Source organism: Micromonospora sp. LOL_013, from assembly GCF_048060315.1.
Classification (GTDB): Bacteria; Actinomycetota; Actinomycetes; order Mycobacteriales; family Micromonosporaceae; genus Micromonospora_E.
Genome location: NZ_JBHMIQ010000042.1, coordinates 26,408 through 48,475 on the forward strand (window position 1 = coordinate 26,408; position 22,068 = coordinate 48,475).

The window sequence follows — 22,068 nt, forward strand, 5'->3', positions numbered from 1 at the left end:
AGAGGTCAGAGGTTACCTCCGGTCGACCCGCCGGCGTCTGTCAGCTAGGGGAGTCCCCACCGTCGAGCGCCGTCGAGCGGGGGAGGTGCGGCTCGGTCGCCTGTCCCGGCAGGTGCGGACGTACCCGGGCGAGCAACACCCGTAGCCGGTGCATCCACTCCGGCGTGATCCGGCGTTCCCGCAACGCGGTGTGGGCGATCTCCGCAGCGGACTCGAACTCGCCCCGCCGTTCGTGGGTGTGCGCCGCAACCCAGTGCATCTCGCCACGCAGGTCCGGGTCGGATGTCCGGGCGGCGACCCAGCCGGCCTCCGCCGTGGCGACCTGCTGCTGACGCAGCAGCATCCGGGCCAGCCAGGCGGTGAGACGCAGCCGCTGAGCCGGGTCGAGAGCATGCTGGGCGTGGGCCTGGCGCAACACGGCGATCGCAGTCGCCGGGGCACGGTCCACGAGCGCCTCGACGTTCTCGACCAGCCAGGCGCCCGCCCGGCCGACCAGCGGCACCTCACCGACGAGCAATTGCGCCACGACCTGCTCGACCGGCGCGCGGGCCGCGACGAGCCGCTCCGCGTAGGAGCGGTGCAGGGTGATCCGCAAGGCCACCGGGGTGGCCTCGTGCAGGGTCCGGGCCATGATTCGGTGCCGGAAGACGAGCCGGTCGCCCTCGACTGCGAGGACCTCGTCGGCCAGCGCCGGCGCGAGCGCCCGGTCGAGATCGTCGGGGGTACGGCCGGTGACCGCGCCGAGCTCGGCCGGGGTGGCGCCCGCTGGTTGGGTGCCGGGTGCCCGCAACTCGTACGCGCTCAGGAAGGCGATCGCCCGCAACGACCGCAGGGTCTCCTCGGTGAACGGGGCGAGATGTGCCTCGATCATGGCTGACAGCGCGACGGACGACGACGTGGCGGCGGTACCCGCAGCGAGTTGCCGCAGGTAGCCGGGGTGGCCACCGGCCTCGGCGAGGATCCATGCCAGCTGCTCGGCCTCGGGCGGTTGCGGTGCCGAGGCACGGACGACGGCGGTTGCCGCCGTGACGTCCAACGGTGTCAGCCGTACGACCTCGTCGACGGACGGCACGGTCCGGTCCGACGCACCGGGCCGGACCGTCGCCACCAACAGCAGCGGCAGCTCGGCGACGCGTCCGCTGAGCTCGGCCCACACCCGCAGCGTCACAGGATCGGCCCAGTGCAGGTCGTCGAGGACGAGCCCGAGTGGCGTCGCCCGCGCGGCCCGGCATACCAGGTCCACCACGTCGGCGACGGCCTGGGCGGGAACCTGGTCCGCGCTGGCGGGGAAACGGTCGATCAGGCGGCGGGCGGAGTCCTCGCCCAGCGCGGATTCAAGGCATTCGGCTAAGGTACCTAGTGGACTGGACTGGGTGACCTCGTCGCCGACCGCCCATCCGACACGGTAGTGCCCCGGTGCGGCAGCGGACATGGCCGTCGCGAGCAGTGCCGATTTGCCCAGACCAGGTGCGCCGCTGACCAGGACGCTGCGTCCGCGTCCCAGGGCCGCCTCCGCCGTGGCCCGGCGCAGGTTATACAGCTCGGCATCCCGGCCGACGAGGGCTGCCCCGCCGGACCTGGCTGTCGTCGCTGTTCCGTCAGCTGTCCCGGCGACGGGCCGCGAGCCGGCGGGCGCTCCGGCGTCCAGGCCCTGCCCCGGGCCGTGGCTGCTCGTTTGCCGTACGTCGGCCAGCATGACCCGAAGGTGCGCCCGGTCGGGGTACGCCTCGACGAGGCGTCGCAGGACTGCCGCCGCCTCCTCGCGCCGGCCTTGCCCGACCAACAGGGCGGCGTACCGTTCGGTGGTGGCGAACCGCAGTTCGGCCAGCCGCACCCGCTGGGCCTCGGCGAACGGCCCGGGTACCCCGGTCAGGGCGTCGCCGTGCCACAGGTCGAGCGCGGACTCCACAGCAGCCAACTCGGCGACGGTGTTCCCGTCGGCCCGATACCGCCGGGCCGCATCGCGCAGCGACTCGAAGCGGATCACGTCGACCGCCTCCGGCGGCAGATGCAACTGGTAGGTACCGCTGCCCGAGCTGAGAATCTGCCCACCGGCCCACCGGCCCCGGTCCGGCTCCAGCATGTGCCGCAACGCCGAGACGTAGGTGTAGATGTTGCCGATCGCGCTGGCCGGTGCGTCTTCACCCCACAGTGCGGCGACGAGCTGATCCCGGGAAACGCGGTGCCCGGTCCGCAGGGCGAGTACGCACAGCACCGCCGCCCGCCGCGCCGACCCCAGGGGCAGGTCGGTCCCGTCGCGCTCGACCCGTACGGGGCCTAGCAGGTGAAGACGCACGTTCGTGTTTCCGATCGACACCGCTGCCCTCATCCACCGTTGCGAGGGACGGTCCCCGCCTCCGACGTGTCCGCTCCCGGCACCGGGTGACCCGGATCGGAGCAGCTCTGCCCCGCGGCATCCGGCCCGCCTGAGGGAACCACCCGGGTCAAGTCTGCCTCGCGGCGCCGCCGGCGTTCGGGCGGGGCTGCCGGGTGGCGGACTCGGCGGGCGCTGTCCGTCGGTGGACCGGCGCCACGGACGGCAGTCCGGGCAGATCGCACCGGAGTCCGGGGCAGCCGCCCGTTCGGGGCCTTCCCCTGCCGCCGTCGCGTTGATGGACTCGACCGGTGCCGGCCCGTCCCCCTGCCACGCCGAACCCGTTCGTGGGTGAACTGCTGCTCATACTCGCCGGTGAAGGGCGGCTCGTGCTGGACCCGGCGCGGGCCGACGAGGCGATAGCCGGACTGGAACGCACCCTCTCCGAGGTTCGGGCGCGGCTTCGTCTCATCCGTATCTGGCAGCGTGCCCCTCTCGGACAGGTCGACGATCTCCCCGATGACGTGGCCCGAGATGTCGTCGAGGCCGTATTCGCCGATCAACTCGCGCCCGGTCGGTTGGAGCTCGCCGTAATCGAGATCCCCAAGTACATCGAGGCACTTCGCCGGGCTCGGGGGGAACCGCCGCCGACGGCGGCGGGCGACACCGCGTCCGCCTAGCTGAGCCGACTACGGCGAGTGAATCTTCACATCGACGCGTCTCGCTGTAGATCCGACTGGAGATTCTCTGAAGACGCGCCGCGCAGACTCCGTGCTGACCGACGACGACGGGAGGCAACGGTGGAATGTGTCAAGCTGATCCTGCAGGCTTCCGAACCGCTCAGTCATGCGGGACTCGCCAGCTTCCTGCGCTGCTGCCCGGAGGTCGAGCTGCTACCGGCCGACGAGTGGGCCGGGGCACAGGTTCTCGTGTTCGGCTGCGAGCAGCTCACGGTGGACGTGGTGGCGATGCTGCGCCGCACGGCTGCGGCGACGCGTCTGCCGGTGGTTCTCGTGCTCCGCGAGATCACCGAAAGTGAGTTGCTGATAGCAGTGGAGTGCCGGGTGGTCTCTATCCTGCCCAGAGCGGCGGTCACCCGGGAGCGTCTGGTGAACAGTGTGCTGACGGCGGCCAACGGTGGCGGGGTCATGCCGTCGAACCTGGTCGGCGAACTGCTCAAGCACATCGAGCGACTGCAACGCGAGGTCCTCGCCCCGAACGGGCTCAACGCAGCTGGCCTGACGCCACGCGAGGTTGACGTGTTGCGGTTGATGGCTGACGGGCTCGACACCAACGAGATCGCCGGAAAGCTCTGTTACTCCGAGCGGACGGTCAAGAACGTGATCTACGGCGTCACGCACCGGCTCAAACTGCGGAACCGTTCGCACGCCGTCGCCTACGCGCTGCGGGCCGGGCTGATCTGAGTCCATGCGCCAGCGGTGGACACCGGCACGAGTGGACACGTCGTGGGACAGGGCGCGATGGCCGAGTTTGTTCACGGCGCTACGTTTCGGACTGCGACAGCCCGGAAGCCTGGGTACGCACGGTCGGCGTACCGGATCGCGGTGAGTTCCTGGCGTAAGGCGGTGAATCGGCTGCGTGCCCACCGACGCGACGTCAACGACCACCAGGTCGACGAGGTGTCCGCCCACCACATCGCGATCGTCGCCGCGTTGCGCCGGCTCGGTGTCGACCAGCGGCGGGCCGTCGTGCTGCACCACCTGGTTGGCCTGAGCGTCGCCGAGATCGCCGCGGAGACCGGCACCAGCCCGAACACGATCAAGACCTGGCTGGCCCGGGGCCGCAAGGCGCTGGCCGTGCACCTGACCACCAGCGGCGACGAAGGGCGGAGCCGTGCCGTCTGACGACCGATTCGACGAGACGCTACGCGACGTGGCCCGGCGGGCCGGGCAGACCGGCCGGCCCGATGGTGAGCGTGCCGTCAGGATCGCCGTCCGGCACCCCGACCGGATCACCGACTGGGGCGCCGACTGGGGCGCCGGCCTCCGTCGGGGACGATCCGCTGCTGCCGGGGACCGCCAGGTCGCGATCGTGCGTACCGACGCGTCCGAGCCGGCGGTGTCGCTGCTCGACGACGGCCCGCTGGGCGAGGTCGACGGGACCGAGGGCCGACGGCTGTTCGTCATCGAACCGGCCGGGGCAGAGACTCTTCGGATCCGCGCCGCCGAACCGAATCCGGACGACTCCGACGCATGCTGGCAGGTCAGAGCATCCGGAGCGGACCCGCTGACCGTTGTCGCGGCGGACTGCGTGCCATCTGAGCTGCGGCAGCGCTTCTCGATCGGCGTCGTGGAACGGGCCGGTGGGGAACCGTCGTACGCGATCAGCAGCGCGTCGGCGTACCTGCAGCACTCCGCCACCCGGGGGCTGATCCTCGAAGAGCTGGGCGACGCGACGCTCACGACGTACTTCCGGTTCGCCGACATTGGTCCTTCGCCGGGGCGACCCGCCCGGTTCGGCGGTGCCGACGGTACGGCTGACTGTCGTGCTTGTACGTACCACTCCCGCCGTCGGGCTTCGTGGTCGAATACCGTCGAGTTGCCAAACGATTCGTTGGCATCCGATGGTCTGACGACAAGCCTTCCGGGTCAGGTGGTCGTGGTGAACACAAATCTTGCCGGTGCGACGGCGAAGTCCTTCGAGTTCGTCCACAAGAATCTCGACGGGTTCAAGATTAAGGAAGAGTCGACTCGATGGGGATCAACGGTTACATCAACTACTGTGCTGGTCTGGCCGCCGGCGCCGGGCTCGACGGCGGCGTGACGCTGGCGCTGGGCATCCCCGCCGATCTTGCCAACACCATCGCCCAGCAGTTCCGGGCACCCTCGCGGTGATCTACCACCGTACCGGGCGGTACGTGGTCAGCTTCCCCGAGTCCATGAAGATCGCTCGACGCTGCTCGCGCTCGAGGACCAGATTTCAACGACGTTGCCGAGCGAACGGCGATCGGCGGTTGATCTCCGGTTGATCGGCGGGACGGCGGAATGTCGGCCGCCCCGCTGCGGTTGTTACCCGGTGCGTCCCGCTGGCGTACGCGTCGTTGTGATATCCGCACGCGGGGCGTTCCGCGCGGTCGGGAATGGGCGTCGCATCAGCCCTGACCGCCGTGCTGGGCACCGACTGACCGTATGTCCCGTTCGCGGGGTCCGGGCCTCTGCCAAACGATCAATGCCCGGATCTTCCGCGCCCTCCCGGAACGGAGATCCGCAGATGACCACCGTTCTTCACAGATCCGCACTGTCCGTCGCCGGTCTGCTGGTAGCCGGCGGTGTGGTGGCCGGTCCGGCTGCCGCAGACCAGGCCGCCCCGGCCTCGGACACCGCGAGGTTCACCACCACTTCCGCCAGCTCCGACCAGGGCGGGTGGTCCAGCGAGGGCCGGCTGCTGGACACTCGCTACGAGCGGCAGCTGAACTTCTACTACTGCGGGCCGGCCGCGACCCGGATCGCGCTGACCGCGCAGGGCCACGAACTGTCGCAGGACGAGGTGGCCAGCAGGCTGGGCACCACGGTCGCCGGCACTGATTCGGCCGAGGACACCACCCGGGTGCTCAACGAGCTCACCGGAGACAACAAGTACCAGACCACCGCAATCGAGGCTGCCAAGGCGAGCCAGGCGCAAATCGATCAGCTGCGCGACGACGTGCGGGCGACCGTGGACGACGGCCGGGCCGTGGTGGCCAACATCATCGGTACGGCGAGCGACGTCGACGGCCGTACCCACTCGTACCCGGGCGGGCACTACGTGACCGTGGTCGGCTACGGCGAGGGCGGCGACGCCGTCAAGATCGCCGACCCGGCCTTTCTGGGCGCCGAACACTACTGGGTGAGCACCGAGACCCTGGCGCACTGGATCGCCACGCGCGGCTACTCGCACTGACGTCCTACCTCGTCCTGACCATGTGGGCCGGGTCTGCTGCGTACGCGGCAGACCCGGCCCACGGTCGTCACCGGCTAACCTTGATCCGCTGCGGTTGGTCGACCCGACCCGCTGCGGGGCAGGCCGATGAGCCGAAGCGGATCACTGCTGCGGGGGCGGGCTGAGCCTGCGCCGGACGTGACCCATGCCCATCGCGGTCCGGTCCCCGAAACCGGCGTGGCTGGCGAACGCCGCCAGGGCGTCGACCGCCCGCCGCGCGTCGCCGGGCACCCCCGACGCCTCCGCCAACTGGAAGGTCACCGAGCCGACCGTGCCCCGGCGGAACCGGTGCTCCGGGTTACGCTGCCCCGGCTCCACCAGGTGCGTGGCCATCCGCAGTTGGGCGTCGACCACCTCCAGATGGTCGACGACCGCCGGCTCCGCCGACGTCGGCAACGCCACCTCCCCGGCGAACGCGTCCCAGCGCCGGGTCAGGTTGGTGAACACCCGCTCCGCGTCCGGCCAGGGGCGCTGGCGGCGGGCACCGTCCCCGCGTCCGGTGGCGAACCCGACCGGGGTCAGCAGGTCGTACGCCCAGGTGGTGGCGGCCGGGTCGGCGCCGGTGGCCAGCTCGGCGTACGACACCGCGTGCACGGCGACGTCGACGGTGCGGTACCGGGTCTGTGCGATCTGATGCCCGGCGGCGTGGTGCAGCGCGGCGAGCACCGGGGCGGCGTACGTGTCGATCAGCAGGCCGGCCACGATCCGGGCCGGCTGCCCCGGTGCCGACGGTGGCCGGCCCTGCTCGTCGAGGACCGGGCTGAGGGTGAACGGCTTGTACCGGGGGCTGTCGTGCATGATCGCGGACAGCTCCGGGTCGACGGCGCGGACCGCTTTGAGGAACGCGGCGTAGACGGCCGGGCCGGTGTGCGGCGGCGGGACCGCCGTGGCGGCGGTCGGCACCAGGGAGACGACGATCTGGGTGGGCATCGGGCCGGCGTACCCTCTCGGTCTGGTGTGGTCGGTGAGTGCACCCCACTCAATCAGACCGGCGCCAGCGGGCCGGGGGGATCCGCTGCCCGACCCGGTCGGGGTCGGGCAGCGGATCGGGTCCGGATTCGGTCCGAATTCGGGTTGCTCAGGACGCGGTGCAGCTCAGGTCGGTCGGTGTGGTGCCGGGACCGGAGCCGACGAAGCCGACCGTGGTGGCGGCGTCCGGCGCGAGGGCCCCGTTGTACGGCTCGTTGCGTACCGTGTTCACCTCGCCGGACGTGGTCAACCGGCCGTTCCACAGCGACCCGATCGACGTACCGCTCGGGTTGGTCCAGGTGAGCGTCCAGCCGGAGATCGCCGAGGTGCCGGTGTTGCGCACCTCGATGCCGCCCTGGAAGCCGCCCTGCCAGCTGCTGGTCACCGTGTAGGTGGCGGTGCAGCCGTCGTCGCCGGGGCCGCCGTCGTCGGCCGCGGTGGTGACCGTCCGCGCCGGTGAGGCCGGCGAGACGTTGCCGGCGGCGTCGCGGGCCCGCACCGTGAACGTGTAGCTGGTCTCGGCGGTCAGTCCGGAGACGGTGTACGTGGTGCCGGAGACCGTGGCGACCAGGGTGGCCGGCGCACCGCCGGTCGACCGCAGCACCTGGTACGAGGTGACGCCGACGTTGTCGGTCGACGCCGCCCAGGTCAACGTCACCGTCTCGGCGGTGACGTCGCTGGCGGTCGGCTGGCCGGGGGCGGTCGGCGCGGTCACGTCGTCGTCCCCGCCGCCGTCGCTGTACCGCTGCGCGAGGCTGATCCCGGTGGTGGAACCGGCACCGCCGAGCGGCACCTGGTGGTCGAGGCTGACGAACTTGCCGTCGTGCTGCCACAGCGCCGGCTTGAGCACCTCGTTGTACTTGACCTCGTCCCAGCTGGTCCAGTCGTCGAGCAGCAGGCCACCGGTGTCACCGGAGTTGGGGTTCAGCGACCAGAACGTGTGGTGGATGCCGTAGTCGATCATCAGGTCGCGCAGGGCGTGCAGCCACTTGTCCTGCCGGGCGTCCTGGCCGTACCGGCCGCCCCATTCGCCGATCAGCAGCGGCGCGGTGTCGTCCTCGTGGATGTAGAGCCAGTTGGGCCGCCACACGTCCTCGGTCAGCGACGCCTTGTCGAATTCGCCCTGGAACCACGGCTGCTCGTAGACCAGCGGGCCGTAGTCGTGCGGGGAGTAGACCAGCTGGTCCTGGTTGGCGCCCAGGTCGACCGGGTGCTCGGCGACGCCCCGCAGGTTGCCGCCCCACCAGTTGTAGAAGTAGTTCGGGCTGCGGTCCGGGTTGGTGTTGGGGGAGTCCCAGTCGGCGTGCGGGCGCGGGTAGACCTCGATGCCTTCGCAGAGGATCAGCAGGTCGGGGTTGATCGCCAGGATCCGCCGACCGGCGGTTTCGCAGGCGTGCTTGAAGTTGTCCTGGTCAATCGAGGAGTCCCACTTGGCCCGCTGCGGATCGTTCGGGGTGCCGTGCGGCTCGTTCTCGATGTCCATCGCGACGATCGTGTCGTTGTCGCGGTAGCGCTCGGCCACCCACTCCCAGCCCTGGTAGAACAGCTCCGGCGTGATCGAACCCTTGAACCACATCGGGTACGTGTGCCCGGAGTTGTCCGCTTCGGCGCTGTGCACGTCCAGCATGACCTTCAGGCCGTACTCTTCGCACAGGTCCAGCCAGTAGTCGAAGATCTGCAGGTTGTTCAGCCCGTCCAGCTCGGGGTTGACGTACGCGTTGATGTTGGGCCGGGCCAGCGGCTGGCCGGCCTTCCACTCCAGCAGCAGCTGGGTCGAGATCGGCACCCGGACGATGTTGATGCCACGCTCGGACATCGCGCGGGTGACCGCCTCGATGTTGGCCGACCACAGGCCGTGGAAGACCCGCTCGGTGGCGTTGTAGCCGAACCAGTTGGCCCCGGTGAGCCACACCTGGTTGCCGGCCTCGTCGACGATCGTGTTCCCATCGGTGTGCAGCCAGTCGTTCGCCGGTACGGCCTGAGCGGCTGCGGCTGATTCGGTGGCTGATGTGCCGGTGAGGGCAGCCGGTGGGGCGGCGGCTGCCGTGGCGGGGATGGTCGGGACGGCGGCGGCCGCCCCGAGTAGCAGGCCGGCCGCCGCTGTGGCGGCCCACCGTATCCGTATCGACGGCATGTAGAGGTTCTCCTGTCGTGGGTTGGGCAGTCGTGGGAGCGCTTCCATCGACAGAGGTTACGACGTACCAAGGTCGAAATGGAAGGACGTGATCCCGGCGGGCGTGCCGCCGGGGCATGTCTGGCTGCGACAGATTCATTGACTTCCATTTTGTGGCTCCCATAGGGTCGCAACGACGGCCTTCGATGGCGACGCGGTGACCTGGAGCCGGCATCGTGTTTCGCTCCGGGCGAAGGTGAGCAGGGCCGCCCTGGCGGGCCCGCCCGTGGTGCGCGTGTGGCTCGAGCATCGCCAGCCAGCGTCCCCGCTCCAGTCGATCCCCTGCGGCGTGATTCGGCGCACGCCTGTCCGCACCTGTCACGACAGAAAGCGAGCTCCCGAATCATGTTCCGAAGATTGGCCCTCTGCCTGGTCATGGTGCTGGCCACGATCAGCTTCAGCGCCGCGCCGGCCCAGGCCCAGGCGGACTTCACCGTCCTGGTCTTCAGCAAGACCGCCGGGTTCCGGCACGACTCGATCCCGGCCGGCATCGCCGCCATCGAGCAGCTCGGCGCGCAGCACAACTTCACCGTCGAGACCACCGAGGACGCCGGCCAGTTCACCACCGCCAACCTGTCCCGGTTCCAGGCGGTCATCTGGCTGTCGACCACCGGGGACGTCCTCAACGCCAGCCAGCAGTCGGCGTTCGAGAGCTTCATCCGAGGCGGCGGTGGCTACGCCGGGATCCACGCCGCGGCCGACACCGAATACGACTGGCCGTGGTACGGCGACCTGGTCGGCGCGTACTTCGCCAGCCATCCGGCGAACCAGAACGCCACCGTACGGATCGAGGACAACTCGCACCCCTCGACCGCCGGGCTGCCGACCGCGTGGAACCGCTACGACGAGTGGTACAACTACCGGACCAACCCACGCTCGGACAACCACATCCTGGCCACCGTGGACGAGAGTACGTACACCGGCGGTACGATGGGCAGCGACCACCCGATCGCGTGGTGCCGAGGCTACGACGGTGGCCGCTCCTGGTACACCGGCATGGGCCACACCAACGAGAGCTTCAGCGACGCGAACTTCCGCAGCCACGTGCTGGGCGGCATCCAGTACGCCGCGCAGGGCACCGGCAACTGCTCGACCGGCCAGACACCCCCCGGTTACAGCGAGGTCACCCTGGCCAAGGGCGTCGCCGAGGTCGGCGAGCCGATGGGCATGACGGTGCTGCCGAACCGGGGCGTGCTGCACACCTCCCGCGAAGGCACCATCCGCTACACCGACGCGGCCGGCAACACCAAGGTGGCGCTGACCATCCCGGTGTACACCCACGACGAGGAAGGGCTGCAGAGCATCGAGGCGGACCCCAACTTCGCCACCAACCGATGGGTGTACGTGTACTACTCGCCGCCGCTGAACACTCCGGGCGGCGACGCGCCGTCGACCGGCTCGGCGGCGCAGTTCGCACCGTTCAACGGCTATAACCGGCTGTCCCGCTTCACGGTCAACGCCGACCACACCCTGGACCGGTCGTCGGAGGTGACGGTCCTGCAGGTCCCGACCAGCCGGGGCATGTGCTGCCACGTCGGCGGTGACATCGACTTCGACGCGGACGGCAACCTCTACCTGTCGACCGGAGACGACACGAACCCGTTCGACTCCAGCGGCTACACGCCGATCGACGAACGGTCCAACCGCAACCCGGCGTACGACGCGCAGCGTACCGCCGGCGACAGCAACGACCTGCGGGGCAAGGTGCTGCGGATTCGGCCGAGCGCCAACGGCGGGTACACCATCCCGGCCGGCAACATGTTCCCGGCCGGCACGGCGAACACCAAGCCGGAGATCTACGCGATGGGCTTCCGCAACCCGTTCCGGATGTCGGTGGACAAGGCGACCGGAGTCGTCTACCTCGGCGAGTACGGGCCGGACGCCAGCACCGCCGACCCCAACCGCGGGCCGGCAAACCACGTCGCGTTCGAACGCATCGCCCAGCCCGGCTTCTACGGCTGGCCGTACTGCTCGAACTACAACACGCCGTACATCGACTTCACGTTCCCGTCCGGCCCCTCCGGCGCACCGTTCAACTGCTCCGGCGGGCCGGTGAACAACTCCCCGAACAACTCCGGCATCACCCAGCTGCCGCCGTCGCAGCGGGCCTGGCTGCCGTACGGTGGCGAGCAGAACCCGCCGGAGCTGTGCTGCGGCAGCCTGTCACCGATGGACGCCGTGGTCTACAACTACGACGCCTCGCTCGCCTCCGACGTGAAGTTCCCGGCGTCGATGGACGGCAAGGTGTTCATCGGCGAGTTCGGCCGGCGGTGGATCAAGACGGTCACGGTCACCGGCTCCGGCGGGGTGGGCTCGATCGACCCGTTCCCGGACTACACCGGCACCCAGGTGATGGACCTGGAGTTCGGCCCGGACGGCGCCCTCTACGTGCTCGACTACGGCACCGGCTGGGGCAGCGGTGACGCCAGCTCGGCGGTGTACCGCATCGAGTACAGCTCCGGCGGCGGCCGATCGCCGATCGCCGCCGCGTCCGCCGACCCGACCGCCGGCAACGCGCCCCTGACCGTGCAGTTCAGCTCGGCCGGGACCAGCGACCCGGACGGTGACGCCATCACGTACGCGTGGGACTTCACCACGGACGGCAGCACCGATTCGACGCAGCCGAACCCGTCGTACACGTACACCAGCAACGGCGAGTTCACGGCGACGCTCACGGTGCGCGACAGCACCGGCCGCAGCGCCACCGCGAGCGTGGTGATCGGGGTGGGCCGGCCGACGGTCACCCTCGACCTACCGCGCAACGGCCGGTTGTTCGAGTTCGGTGACGCCATCCCGTTCGAGGTGACGGTCACCGACCCGGACGCGTCGACCATCGACTGCAGCCGGGTGAAGGTCAACTATCTGCTCGGGCACGACAGCCACGCCCATGGCATCTCCAGCGCCACCGGCTGCTCGGGCACCCTGCAGACCACCGAGGACGGCGAACACGACCCGAACGCGAACATCTTCGGAGTCATGATCGCCGAGTACACCCCGGTGGGCGAGACCATCCCGGTGACCTCGGCGCAGACGGTGCTGCAGCCCCGGACCCGCCAGGCCGAGCACTATGGCGACCAGCAGGGCACCACCCTGGTGGAGAAGGTTTCCGCCCACGGCGGCAGCGCGGTCGGCTACATCGAGAACGGCGACTGGATCTCGTTCACCCCGTACAACCTGGCCGGGGCCACGTCGTTCACCGCCCGGGTCGCCTCCGCCGGCTCCGGCGGCACCATCTCGCTGCGGACCGGCTCGGCGTCGGGACCCGTCATCGGTACGGCCACCGTGAGCCCGACCGGAGACTGGGATACCTGGACCACCGTCACCGGCACGCTCACCCCACCCAGCGGTACGCAGAACCTGTTCCTCGTCTTCACCGGCGGCTCCAGCTACCTGTTCGACGTCGACGAGTTCACCTTCCGCAGTAGTGGCACGACACCGCCGCCGACAACCGCTCCGCCCACCACGGCGCCGCCTACCACTGCACCGCCGACCACTGCACCACCGACGACCGCACCACCGACGACGGCGCCGCCTACCACTGCACCGCCGACGACGGCACCACCGACCACGCCACCGCCCACCGGGTCGTCGTGTTCGGCGGCGTACTCGGTGATCGGGCAGTGGCAAGGTGGCTTCCAGGGTGAGGTACGGGTCACCGCCGGATCGGCCTCGATCAGCGGCTGGACGGTCACCTGGACGTTCACCGGCGGACAGACCGTCAGCCAGTCCTGGAGCGCAACCGTCACGTCCAGTGGTGCCAACGTGACCGCACGCAATGTCTCCTACAACGGGTCGCTCGGCGCCGGAGCCAGCACGACGTTCGGCTTCATCGGCTCGGGCAACAACGGAACCAATGTGTCGTCGCTGAGCTGCACCGCCAGCTGATCAACGAGGCTGCGCGGCGCCCACCAGCTAGTGGGCGCCGCGCGGCTTTCGCCTGTCGGCCGGCAGCGTCACTTCTTCGGATCAGGGTGCCGCGAGGTGCCGGATTGGCATCACTTTGATGCCAAGGTGGCTTGTTGATGGTGCCATCCTGTGCCATGATGGCGTCATGGACCTGACGTCGTACGTGAGCAACCTCGGGCGGGAGTTCGCCACCCTCGCCGAAAGCGGCGGAGACGAGGCGCGGGCACTGGTCGAGCGCCTGACCGGGTCGCTCGAGTCGGCGATCCGGATGACACTGCTGGACGCGCTGTCGGCCGCCGCCGACGAGATCACCCGCGACCTGGCGCCCGGCTCGGTGGAGTTGCGGCTACGCGGCCGCGACCCGCACTTCGTCGTCACCACGCCACCGGTCGAACCGACCGGACCCACCACCACCGGTGACGCCGCGGCGACGGTCGATGGTCCACCCGACAACGACCTGCTGATCACCGAGGACGGCCCGGTGACGCGGATCAACGTACGCCTGCCCGAGCAGCTCAAGGCCGCAGTCGAGGAGGCCGCCGCCAAGGAGGGGCGCTCGGTCAACGCCTGGCTGGTCCGGGCGGCAGCCGCCGGTCTGCAGCGGTCCGACCGGGACCGGCGCCGCGACGAACGCGGCACCGGGAAACGCAGCACGCAAGCCTTCACCGGCTGGGTGCGCTAGCCACACCGCCCCTCCCGGTCCACCGTCCACCTTCCACACCTCACGTCCCCGACCTGCGGGGACGGCCCACCAACCCATGATGCGGGGAGAACCATGCCTACTTTCGACACGCCCGAACCGATCTCCGTCACCCTCGAACTCGGCAGCGGCAACGTACAGATCGCCGCGACCGAGCGCACCGACACCGTCGTCGAGGTCCGCCCGAGCGACACAGCCGACGACTCCGACGTGGCTGCCGCCGCCCGGGTACGCGTCGACTACGCCAACGGCACCCTGCGGGTCACCGCCCCGAAGTCACCCGCCTTCGACTTCTCCCGCCGGACCCGGTCCGTCGAGGTGTCCATCCAACTGCCCAGCGGTTCCCAGGTCTCCGCCGAGACGCAGTTGGGCGACGTCCGGTGCACCGGACGGCTCGGGCAGTGCCGGGTCAGGACCGCCGCCGGACATGCCTGGCTGGAACTGACCGGCCCGCTGCGGGTGGACACCTCGGCCGGCCACGTCACCGTCGACGGCGTCACCGGCGACGCCCGGATCACCACCGGCTCCGGCACGATCCAGATCGGCGAGATCGACGGCACCGCCGTGGTCAAGAACTCCAACGGCGAGACCACCATCGACGCGGTCACCGGCGACGTACGGGTGCGCGGGGCCAACGGCGACATCCGCGTCGAACGGGCCGGTGCCGGCGTCGACGCGAAGACGTCCAACGGCAGCATCCGCCTCGGCGAGGTGGCGCGCGGCTCGGTCGTGCTCGGCACCGCCATGGGCAACCTGGACGTCGGCATCGCCGAGGGCACCGCCGCCTGGCTGGAAGTGAAAACCGACTTCGGGAAGGTCCACAACCTGCTGGAGACCGCCACCCAACCCGACGACGCCGACGAGACCGTCGAGGTGCGCGGCCGCGTCTCCTACGGCGACATCACCATCCGCCGCTCCTGACCCACTCCTGGCTCCAAGAGAGGGACACCATGACCTCCACGCAGCCCCGGCCGGCGATCGCCGCCACCGGGCTCCGCAAGGCGTACGGCGATCACGTCGTGCTCGACGGCATCGACCTGCACGTACCGGCGGGAACGGTCTTCTCGCTGCTCGGCGCGAACGGCGCCGGGCTCGGCGAACTCGGCGCGACGAGGTCCGGCGGGACGCTTCCCGGTGGCGGGGCCGGCGGGGCGTGCCGTGTACGTCAACTATGTTGCACCGGTGATCCTCCTGATGACCGTGACGGCCATCGTCCAGGGGCCGCGATCCCGATCGCCATGGACATGACCGAAGGCATCATCAGCCGATTCCGTACGATGCACATCGCCCGCGGCTCGGTGCTGACCGGTCGAGTGGCTGGCCGCCGCCAGTTCCTGCGGAGACTGGGTGAGACCGATGGGCGGTACCCCGTCCCTTGCCGTTGATTCGGGTCGGCTGTGGTCGGCGAAGCAGAAGACTCGACCCGTGAGGGTTGAATCTCCTTGCTTCAGCAGGGCGAGATGTCAAGTGGTGCGAGCAGTCGCCGAACCTGGGCGGCCTCTAGGCTTGCCGCCGACCCAGCTCGCGCAGGGCAGCGGCTGCGGTGCGTTGGTGGGCCAGCGGGTGCTGGCCTGGGTCGCCGGTCTCCGTAAACCGTCGGTGACTTTGCGCTCTGCCAGATAGCGCAGTGTCACCTCATCGGGTGGGGATCACTGGTCGAGCTTGATGCCTCAGGTGCATCTTGATGCACCCGAGGCATCAAGCCACGAAAGCATCATGGGGTTTACTGGCTCGAGTACGCGGCACCTCGCTCACAGCCGGTCGCCGGCGTTCGCGTCGGTGACACAGCGGCGACGAGGACCGCCGTGACGGTGAGCAGCCCGGCCAGCCACGCCATCGGGCGCAGGCCGACCATCGTGAAGCCGAGCCACGGCGGCGCCCACGGGTCGCCGCCGGTGATCGCTGCATGACTGGCGGCCAGCCCACCCACCGCCAGAGCGGGCAGGCCCAATACGGCGGCAGCTCCGGGCAAGGAGACGGCGACGACTCGGACCCAGGCGCGTCCGCTGGTGTGCGCATCGAGCTGCCGGAGGGCAAGCAACGTGGTGATCAGGGCGACGAGGAATCCGGCGACCGCCAGCGGCCAGACCCACCACGGCCGCGCGCGGCCAACGTCGATCACGAAGCGCGTGGCGTCCCGCGCAGACAGACGCACGGCGACACCGTCCCGGGTCGCCGTGAAAGCGTCGTAGTCGCCGTTGGCGCGGAATCGCTCGGCATCCCAACCGGCAGCCGTGAGCCGGTCGACCGCCTCGCTGACCGGCGGAAATCCGTGCCGGTCACCGTTCCGGGTCGGCTCACCCGCCCCGACGCCGGGAAACGCGACAGCGGCCACCTGCCGGGCTGCCGCCGTGTCGGTGGTCGGCCCTGCCGTCTGCCAGCCCAGCCACGAACCGAACACGGCACCGACAAGACCGGCCAGCGTCGCAAGAATCAGATAAGCGATCTTCACCTTGTGTCCAGCGAGTAGAGCTGCAGGCCGATTGAACTCCTGATAAGACAACGTGCCGTCAATCCGGTGCGGTTTCCGTCTGTCCGGGTACCCACGTGCCTACCAAACGACGCGGGGCCATCGCGCTGGTTTCAATCCGGCGCGGTTTTTGTGTGCTCGGGGACTCGACACGACAGTCGCAATCTTCGTGACGGTTGTAGTTTCAATCCGGCGCGGTTTTTGTGTGCTTGGGGACCCTTAGCGCTAAGGCCTCTCTCAGAGCGACGAGAGGTTTCAATCCGGCGCGGTTTTTGTGTGCTTGGGGACCTGAGGAGGAAGCCATCGCGGAGCTGGCTGCTCTTCAGTTTCAATCCGGCGCGGTTTTTGTGTGCTTGGGGACGTGCACCGAGGGTCACGTGTACGAGGTTGAGTTCAGCGTTTCAATCCGGCGCGGTTTTTGTGTGCTTGGGGACCGTATCTGCTGTACACACAGGATGGCCCTGGCGAGATCGTTTCAATCCGGCGCGGTTTTTGTGTGCTTGGGGACTGGGCTTTTGGATGTTCGTGCCACCCTTATTGGGGTTTCAATCCGGCGCGGTTTTTGTGTGCTTGGGGACGTGGCGAACCCCGTCCCGCCGTCCGTGGACTAGCCTGGTTTCAATCCGGCGCGGTTTTTGTGTGCTTGGGGACAGTGTGGTTGCTTATAGTAATAGTTAACACAGCGAGTTTCAATCCGGCGCGGTTTTTGTGTGCTTGGGGACATTGGCGCTGCCAATGCAGGTTGAGGTTGCAACAAGGTTTCAATCCGGCGCGGTTTTTGTGTGCTTGGGGACCCGTTTCAGTATGCCATAATGCTAATCGCAATTATGGCATGTTTCAATCCGGCGCGGTTTTTGTGTGCTTGGGGACCCGTCACCGTCACCGTCGTCATCTTCGTCGTCGCGACGGTTTCAATCCGGCGCGGTTTTTGTGTGCTTGGGGACACCGAGAGGAAGTGGCGAAATGCAATCAGGTTAGTTTCAATCCGGCGCGGTTTTTGTGTGCTTGGGGACCGTGTCCGAAATGTCGGGCGGTCTGACCTGCGGAAACAGGGGCCCCTGAGGGCAACCTCCTGTTGATCATGATCTTGAGAAGTGGCTAGATGATCTCCGAAGACCATGTTTTCGCAGCTCATGTTCACTTTGGGATCTTTCCGCCAACCTACCCCGGATCCCGGGCGTGTCGGGGGTTGTCGCAACGGGCATTCCGGACCAATCACCTCCCTGGGTGGCCCTGGTGGGTCTGCCGGGCTCCAGTCTATTCGCTCGTCCACAGTGACGGAATAGGGGAGTGGGTGGGGCAGCGGTGGGGTTCCGCCGCCCCACCCACTCCCCGGATACCCGGACTATCCGGGCGGTTCCGATAGGAGATCGTCCAGCCACTCGACACCGGCACCGGCGACGAGGACCGCGAGGATTTCCAGTCGCCGACGGGCTGTGCCGGCCGGCAGTCGCAGTCGTCGCGCGCAGGACTTCTCCAGGTCGACGGCGGATCGTTCGAGCGCGACATCGCACATCTCGGCGAGCAGCTTCGGCAGCCCGCTGCGGCGTACGGCCGGGTTGGCCAGTAGCCGCAGCAGCACCTGGCGGCGGCGACGCCGTTGGGGAGTGTCGCCGGGGTCGGCGTACCGTTCGGCCGGGTCACCCGGGGCGGTGCCGCAGATCGGCCGGGCACCCGGCAGGTCGTCGCACGGGTCGAGCCGGTCGGCGCGACGGTGCAGTGCGGCGGCGACGTTCGCCTCGTAGAAGCTCGGGTTGATCCGTCGGAGCTGGTCGACGGCCGCCGTCAGACGCAGGCGTACCTGCTGGTCGGTGAGTCCGTGCTTGGCCGCCGCGTGCGGGATCCGCCACGGGTCGGCGACCTGGTCGCGCAGCCCGATCACGAAGCTGATCAGCAGGTCCAGGCCGACCGGGTCGGCAGCGAGCGGCGCTGCCCAGCGGGCGGTGGTCAGGTCCCGTTCGGGGCGGGCGTGCATGCCGCGCGCCGTCGCCGACCGGCGGCGTAGTTCGGCGATGGCCTGGCGCTGGTCCTGGTGCACGAACTGCCAGTAGATGGCGCGAAGCCACGGAGCGATGTCGGCGTTGGCCCGGTCCGGGTGGTGCGCGTAACGGAGCAGGTCCGCGCCGGCGGCGTCCGGGTCGACCGTCGACGCCTGTGGCCCGTAGAGGAAGGACACCACCTGGTTGATCTCCTCGATCCGGCTGGGGCCGCTGACGCCGGTGCGGGCGCTGCCGCCGGCGGTGCCGTGGTGGGTGGCGTTGCGCCGCAGCCGGTCGAACTGGCGGCGGATGTGCTCGTCGCGTACGTCGGCGCAGTTGGCGCACAGGTGCAGCCACCGGTTGGCGGCGCGCGGGCTGTCGACGCAGTGGCTGGTGCCGTGCACGGTGCGGGCGATGACCATCCCCAGGTGGTGGGTCATGGCGCGGACGACGGCGAGGAAGAAGAAGGCGTACGTGTCTTGCGGGTCTTCCGGTGAGCGCAGTGCGGTGTCCATCGAGGTGCCTCCCGTTGCGACGCAGGAGAACAGCGGGGTGGATGAGCAGGCGGGCTGGGTGCCCGCCGGACGACACCGGTGTCGTGATGTGGTGGGGAGCGACCGTCCACGGCGCCGGCCCGAGAGCCGTGGACGATGGTCGCGGCAGCCAGTGAGATTAACTCCTGGTGCTTATGCGAACACCATACGTGTAGTTACTCGATGGTAGCAACTGGAGGCCGATCCAAGGCCGGTGACCGTCCACACACGTCCAGCTGGTGGACTGCGCTGCCACTTCGTCCATCTGTTCCAGGTAGGAGCAACCCCGGCAACCGGAGGACGACATGGGCAAGACGATCAGGATCAACGGGGTCGACGTACCGGTGATCGACGACATGCTGTCCGGCCGCGACATCAAGCGGGCGGCCGGCCTGCCGCAGGAACGGGTCCTGGTCCGCCAGGACGACGACCGCAACGTCATCGTCCCCGACGACCAGCGGATCCGCGTCGCCGATCAGCAGCAGTTCACCCACCACGCCCGGCACTCCAAGGCGATGACGACGCTCGACCCGAGGCGGCTGCGCATCCGCCACGAAGCAGCCCAGCTCGCGTACGCGTACCCCGGGCTGACCGTCGCCGACGACGAATCCTGGCTGCACATCCCCGAGTTCCGGCTGCCGCCACACTGGGAGCCGGACCGCACCACCGTGCTGATCGTGCCGCCGGCCACCTACCCGGAGACCGCCCCGGACGGCTTCTTCCTCGGCGACCACCTGCGCCGCCGCGACGGCCGCACGCTCGTGCAGCCCGCCCACTACTTCTCGGCCTACAAGAACCGCTACGCCGAGCTGGGGTACCGCTGGTACTGCCTGGAAGACCCGGAGCGCAACTGGGATCCGCGCTTCGACTCGCTGGTCAGCTACGTCGAGGCGATCCGCACCTACCTCGGCACGGTCGACTGATGACCTGCGTGCTGCGGATCAGCCACGACACCTGGGACACCGTACGGCGGCATCTGCGCGACAGTGACGACGAACGCGGCGCCTACCTGCTGGCCCGCGCCGGCCGGTGGACCGACCCGTGGGGCGCCGGGGCCGTCACCGACCTGCTGGTCACCCGGGCCATCCCGATCCCGGACGACGCGCTGTCGGTGCAGAACGGCGTACGGATCGAAGTCGCCGCCTGGCTGACCCGGGAGGTGCTGATCGCCTGCTTCGAGACCGGCCTGTCCCTGGTCGACGTGCACAGCCATCCTTTCGCCGACGACACGGTTAGGTTCTCCGGCCTGGACGTGGAGAACATGCGCCAGACGCACACCGAGTTCCTCGACCGGATGCCGGCCGCGCCGCCGGTCGGGGTGGCGTCGCTGGTGCTCGGGCAGGCGTCGGTGGCCGGCGCGTACACCGACCCGGACGACGGGACGCTGCGGATGCTCGACCGGTTGGTGCTGCTCGGCGACGACGACCTGACCGAGGTGAAACTGTGCCGATTCTGACCACACCGACCCTGACCGCGCCGGCCGGTGCGCCGGACCCGCAGGCCGGTGCCACTGGGCCGACCCCGGCGGACCGCTACGACCGACAGGTCCGGGCGTTCGGCCCGCACACGCAGCGCCGGCTCGCCGAGCTGACCGTCGCCGTGGTCGGTCTCGGCGGTGTCGGCAGTCAGGTCGTCCAGTCGCTGGCCCACCTGGGGGTGGGCGGCCTGCTGCTGGTCGACCCGGACACGGTCACCGCCACCAACCTGAACCGTCTGGTCGGCGCCAAGCCGGCCGACGTGGCGCGGGCGGCGACCAAGGTCACCGTCGCGGCCCGCACGGTCCGGACCATCAACCCGCAGGTACGGGTACGCGGCATCGCCGGCAGCATCCTCGACCCGGCGGTCTGGCAGCAGGTGCGCCCGGCCGAGGTGATCGTCGGCGCGGTCGACGGGCACGCGCCACGCTGGGCGTTGAACCGGCTGGCCGTGCAGTACGCCCGCTGCTATCTCGACGTCGGGGTCGAGCTGGGGCCGGCACCCCGCCCAGAGTCGCCCGACGACCACAACCAAGAAACCAATTCCCGGGTACGGCTGGAAGCCGGCGGGCATCTGGCGGTGGTCCGCCCCGGTGGCCCGTGCCTGCTCTGCCTGTCCGGCTACGACCCGCGTCTGGTGGATGCCGAGCTTGACCCGGGGTTGGCTGCTGCGCGCCGGGCGGCCGGATACCGGGTCGACGATCCGGCCGAGCCGACGCCCAGCGTGGTTTTCCTCAACCAGATCATCGCCGGGTACGCCGTCGGCGAGCTGCTGAACTATGTCTCGCCGTGGCGGTCACCGGTGCGGTATCTGCTGGTGGACGCGGCGGCGAACGAAACGACGGTGCTGGACGCCGACCGCGACCCGGAGTGCCTGGCCTGCGGGCCGGACTCGCCACGCGGGCTCAGCGACGCCGCTGGCCCACCGTCCGTGGCCCGGACGACCGCGCCTCCAGCGGCGTACGACGCTGCCGGAGCACCGCAGAGCCCAAATGCCCAGCCATCCCGATATCCGTCACCCGGCGAACCAGCCCCGCGCAACGAGTCCCGCCACCACGACACCTGATCCCAGCCCGACTGACGCCGGCTCTCGATAGACCCAATGCGACTTCGCGTGATCCCGTCACGGGATTTGATCCCCTGACGGGATCACGCGCTGCGGTGCATCGGGGATCAATGCTCGACGTGATTCTGCCTGCCTAAATTCGTTGCGGTTCCGTGTGTCCGGGGACTGTCAGGTCTGTATTACCCTCACGCCCTGGGCGACAAAGTTTCAATCCGGTGCGGTTTTCGTGTGTCCGGGGACACCTGTGGCAAACCTCTGGTCGGGATCATGGTGCGCAAGTTTCAATCCGGCGCGGTTTTCGTGTGTCCGGGGACCTCCGTTCCAAGCGAAAGGAAAGCCATGGGAGCATGGCGTTTCAATCCGGTGCGGTTCTCGTGTGTCCGGGGACCAGTAACTGGTGGCATATAACGAGGCCGTCTGCGGAGTTTCAATCCGGTGCGGTTTTCGTGTGTCCGGGGACCGGGGGCCTTGATCGCCCTCGCCGCAATCATCGTCGGGGTTTCAATCCGGTGCGGTTTTCGTGTGTCCGGGGACGTTCAATCGG

16 protein-coding genes, 1 pseudogene and 2 CRISPR repeat arrays (1 of these 19 running past the window's edge) are annotated in these 22,068 nt (G+C 69.3%); of the genes and pseudogenes, 12 read left to right on the forward strand and 5 right to left on the reverse strand.

Going from position 1 to position 22,068, the window contains the following annotated elements:
- Positions 1–40: 40 nt before the first annotated feature.
- A complete protein-coding gene (locus tag ACFHWS_RS23670) occupies positions 41–2,296 on the reverse strand; it encodes an AAA family ATPase (protein ID WP_416569102.1) in 2,256 nt (751 codons plus the stop codon).
- A 329-nt stretch (positions 2,297–2,625) separates the two neighbouring features.
- On the opposite strand from ACFHWS_RS23670, the gene ACFHWS_RS23675 reads away from it, so the two are divergent.
- The 5 genes from ACFHWS_RS23675 to ACFHWS_RS23695 all read left to right on the forward strand — a co-directional run bounded on the left by ACFHWS_RS23675 (position 2,626) and on the right by ACFHWS_RS23695 (position 6,214).
- The gene (locus ACFHWS_RS23675; protein WP_416569103.1) at positions 2,626–2,994 is read left to right on the forward strand and encodes a hypothetical protein; all 369 of its coding nucleotides are present in this window, start codon (positions 2,626–2,628) and stop codon (positions 2,992–2,994) included.
- 120 nt (positions 2,995–3,114) lie between these two features.
- Positions 3,115–3,738: a response regulator transcription factor gene (locus ACFHWS_RS23680; RefSeq protein WP_416551678.1), complete on the forward strand. Its 624-nt coding sequence runs from the start codon at positions 3,115–3,117 to the stop codon at positions 3,736–3,738.
- Positions 3,739–3,879: 141 nt separating this feature from the next.
- Entirely contained in the window at positions 3,880–4,179 is a 300-nt protein-coding gene (locus ACFHWS_RS23685; RefSeq protein WP_416551680.1) for an RNA polymerase sigma factor, read from the forward strand.
- Complete coding sequence (locus ACFHWS_RS23690; RefSeq protein ID WP_416569104.1) at positions 4,169–5,098, forward strand: hypothetical protein; 930 nt, start codon at positions 4,169–4,171, stop codon at positions 5,096–5,098. Before ACFHWS_RS23685 ends, ACFHWS_RS23690 begins: the two co-directional genes overlap by 11 nt.
- Positions 5,099–5,545: 447 nt before the next feature.
- Positions 5,546–6,214 carry a C39 family peptidase gene (locus tag ACFHWS_RS23695; RefSeq protein WP_416551685.1) on the forward strand — a complete coding sequence of 223 codons (669 nt, stop codon included), beginning with the start codon at positions 5,546–5,548 and terminating at the stop codon, positions 6,212–6,214.
- Between the two features lie 141 nt (positions 6,215–6,355).
- On the opposite strand, the gene cas6 is transcribed toward ACFHWS_RS23695, so the two are convergent.
- Positions 6,356–7,183, reverse strand: coding sequence for a CRISPR system precrRNA processing endoribonuclease RAMP protein Cas6 (gene cas6 / locus ACFHWS_RS23700; protein WP_416569105.1), 828 nt, complete (start codon positions 7,181–7,183; stop codon positions 6,356–6,358).
- A 148-nt stretch (positions 7,184–7,331) separates the two neighbouring features.
- Positions 7,332–9,356, reverse strand: coding sequence for a cellulase family glycosylhydrolase (locus ACFHWS_RS23705; RefSeq protein ID WP_416569124.1), 2,025 nt, complete (start codon positions 9,354–9,356; stop codon positions 7,332–7,334).
- 384 nt (positions 9,357–9,740) lie between these two features.
- Between ACFHWS_RS23705 and ACFHWS_RS23710 the strand changes: the two genes are divergently transcribed.
- The 4 genes and pseudogenes from ACFHWS_RS23710 to ACFHWS_RS23725 form a co-directional block, all read left to right on the forward strand.
- Positions 9,741–13,280 carry a ThuA domain-containing protein gene (locus tag ACFHWS_RS23710; RefSeq protein ID WP_416569106.1) on the forward strand — a complete coding sequence of 1,180 codons (3,540 nt, stop codon included), beginning with the start codon at positions 9,741–9,743 and terminating at the stop codon, positions 13,278–13,280.
- Between the two features lie 166 nt (positions 13,281–13,446).
- Entirely contained in the window at positions 13,447–13,983 is a 537-nt protein-coding gene (locus ACFHWS_RS23715; RefSeq protein WP_416551688.1) for a YlcI/YnfO family protein, read from the forward strand.
- 93 nt (positions 13,984–14,076) lie between these two features.
- Positions 14,077–14,922: a DUF4097 family beta strand repeat-containing protein gene (locus ACFHWS_RS23720; RefSeq protein WP_416569107.1), complete on the forward strand. Its 846-nt coding sequence runs from the start codon at positions 14,077–14,079 to the stop codon at positions 14,920–14,922.
- Between the two features lie 29 nt (positions 14,923–14,951).
- A pseudogene (locus ACFHWS_RS23725) lies at positions 14,952–15,092 on the forward strand (ABC transporter); the annotation flags it as partial.
- A gap of 632 nt (positions 15,093–15,724) precedes the next feature.
- Here ACFHWS_RS23725 and ACFHWS_RS23730 read toward each other — a convergent pair.
- Positions 15,725–16,453 carry a hypothetical protein gene (locus ACFHWS_RS23730; protein WP_416569108.1) on the reverse strand — a complete coding sequence of 243 codons (729 nt, stop codon included), beginning with the start codon at positions 16,451–16,453 and terminating at the stop codon, positions 15,725–15,727.
- 128 nt (positions 16,454–16,581) lie between these two features.
- Positions 16,582–17,484: a CRISPR direct-repeat array (repeat unit 36 nt; unit sequence GTTTCAATCCGGCGCGGTTTTTGTGTGCTTGGGGAC).
- A 332-nt stretch (positions 17,485–17,816) separates the two neighbouring features.
- Positions 17,817–18,965: a hypothetical protein gene (locus tag ACFHWS_RS23735; RefSeq protein ID WP_416569109.1), complete on the reverse strand. Its 1,149-nt coding sequence runs from the start codon at positions 18,963–18,965 to the stop codon at positions 17,817–17,819.
- Between the two features lie 323 nt (positions 18,966–19,288).
- On the opposite strand from ACFHWS_RS23735, the gene ACFHWS_RS23740 reads away from it, so the two are divergent.
- The 3 genes from ACFHWS_RS23740 to ACFHWS_RS23750 are packed head-to-tail and all read left to right on the forward strand — an operon-like array spanning position 19,289 to position 21,524.
- A complete protein-coding gene (locus ACFHWS_RS23740) occupies positions 19,289–19,906 on the forward strand; it encodes an E2/UBC family protein (RefSeq protein ID WP_416569110.1) in 618 nt (205 codons plus the stop codon).
- Complete coding sequence (locus ACFHWS_RS23745) at positions 19,906–20,439, forward strand: hypothetical protein (protein ID WP_416569111.1); 534 nt, start codon at positions 19,906–19,908, stop codon at positions 20,437–20,439. The genes ACFHWS_RS23740 and ACFHWS_RS23745 overlap by 1 nt, the downstream gene beginning before the upstream one ends.
- Positions 20,427–21,524, forward strand: coding sequence for a HesA/MoeB/ThiF family protein (locus ACFHWS_RS23750; protein WP_416569112.1), 1,098 nt, complete (start codon positions 20,427–20,429; stop codon positions 21,522–21,524). Before ACFHWS_RS23745 ends, ACFHWS_RS23750 begins: the two co-directional genes overlap by 13 nt.
- Before the next feature lie 204 nt (positions 21,525–21,728).
- Positions 21,729–22,068: direct repeats of the CRISPR family, unit length 36 nt; unit sequence GTTTCAATCCGGCGCGGTTTTCGTGTGTCCGGGGAC; it runs 778 nt beyond the window's last position.

What these genes read in the sequence shown, in the direction of transcription:
- ACFHWS_RS23735 (WP_416569109.1), bottom strand. Translation starts at nt 18,965, where the DNA reads ATGGACACCGCACTGCGCTCACCGGAAGACCCGCAAGACACGTACGCC.
- ACFHWS_RS23705 (WP_416569124.1), bottom strand. Translation starts at nt 9,356, where the DNA reads ATGCCGTCGATACGGATACGGTGGGCCGCCACAGCGGCGGCCGGCCTG.
- ACFHWS_RS23720 (WP_416569107.1), top strand. Translation starts at nt 14,077, where the DNA reads ATGCCTACTTTCGACACGCCCGAACCGATCTCCGTCACCCTCGAACTC.
- ACFHWS_RS23715 (WP_416551688.1), top strand. Translation starts at nt 13,447, where the DNA reads ATGGACCTGACGTCGTACGTGAGCAACCTCGGGCGGGAGTTCGCCACC.
- ACFHWS_RS23740 (WP_416569110.1), top strand. Translation starts at nt 19,289, where the DNA reads ATGGGCAAGACGATCAGGATCAACGGGGTCGACGTACCGGTGATCGAC.
- ACFHWS_RS23710 (WP_416569106.1), top strand. Translation starts at nt 9,741, where the DNA reads ATGTTCCGAAGATTGGCCCTCTGCCTGGTCATGGTGCTGGCCACGATC.
- ACFHWS_RS23745 (WP_416569111.1), top strand. Translation starts at nt 19,906, where the DNA reads ATGACCTGCGTGCTGCGGATCAGCCACGACACCTGGGACACCGTACGG.
- ACFHWS_RS23695 (WP_416551685.1), top strand. Translation starts at nt 5,546, where the DNA reads ATGACCACCGTTCTTCACAGATCCGCACTGTCCGTCGCCGGTCTGCTG.
- cas6 (WP_416569105.1), bottom strand. Translation starts at nt 7,183, where the DNA reads ATGCCCACCCAGATCGTCGTCTCCCTGGTGCCGACCGCCGCCACGGCG.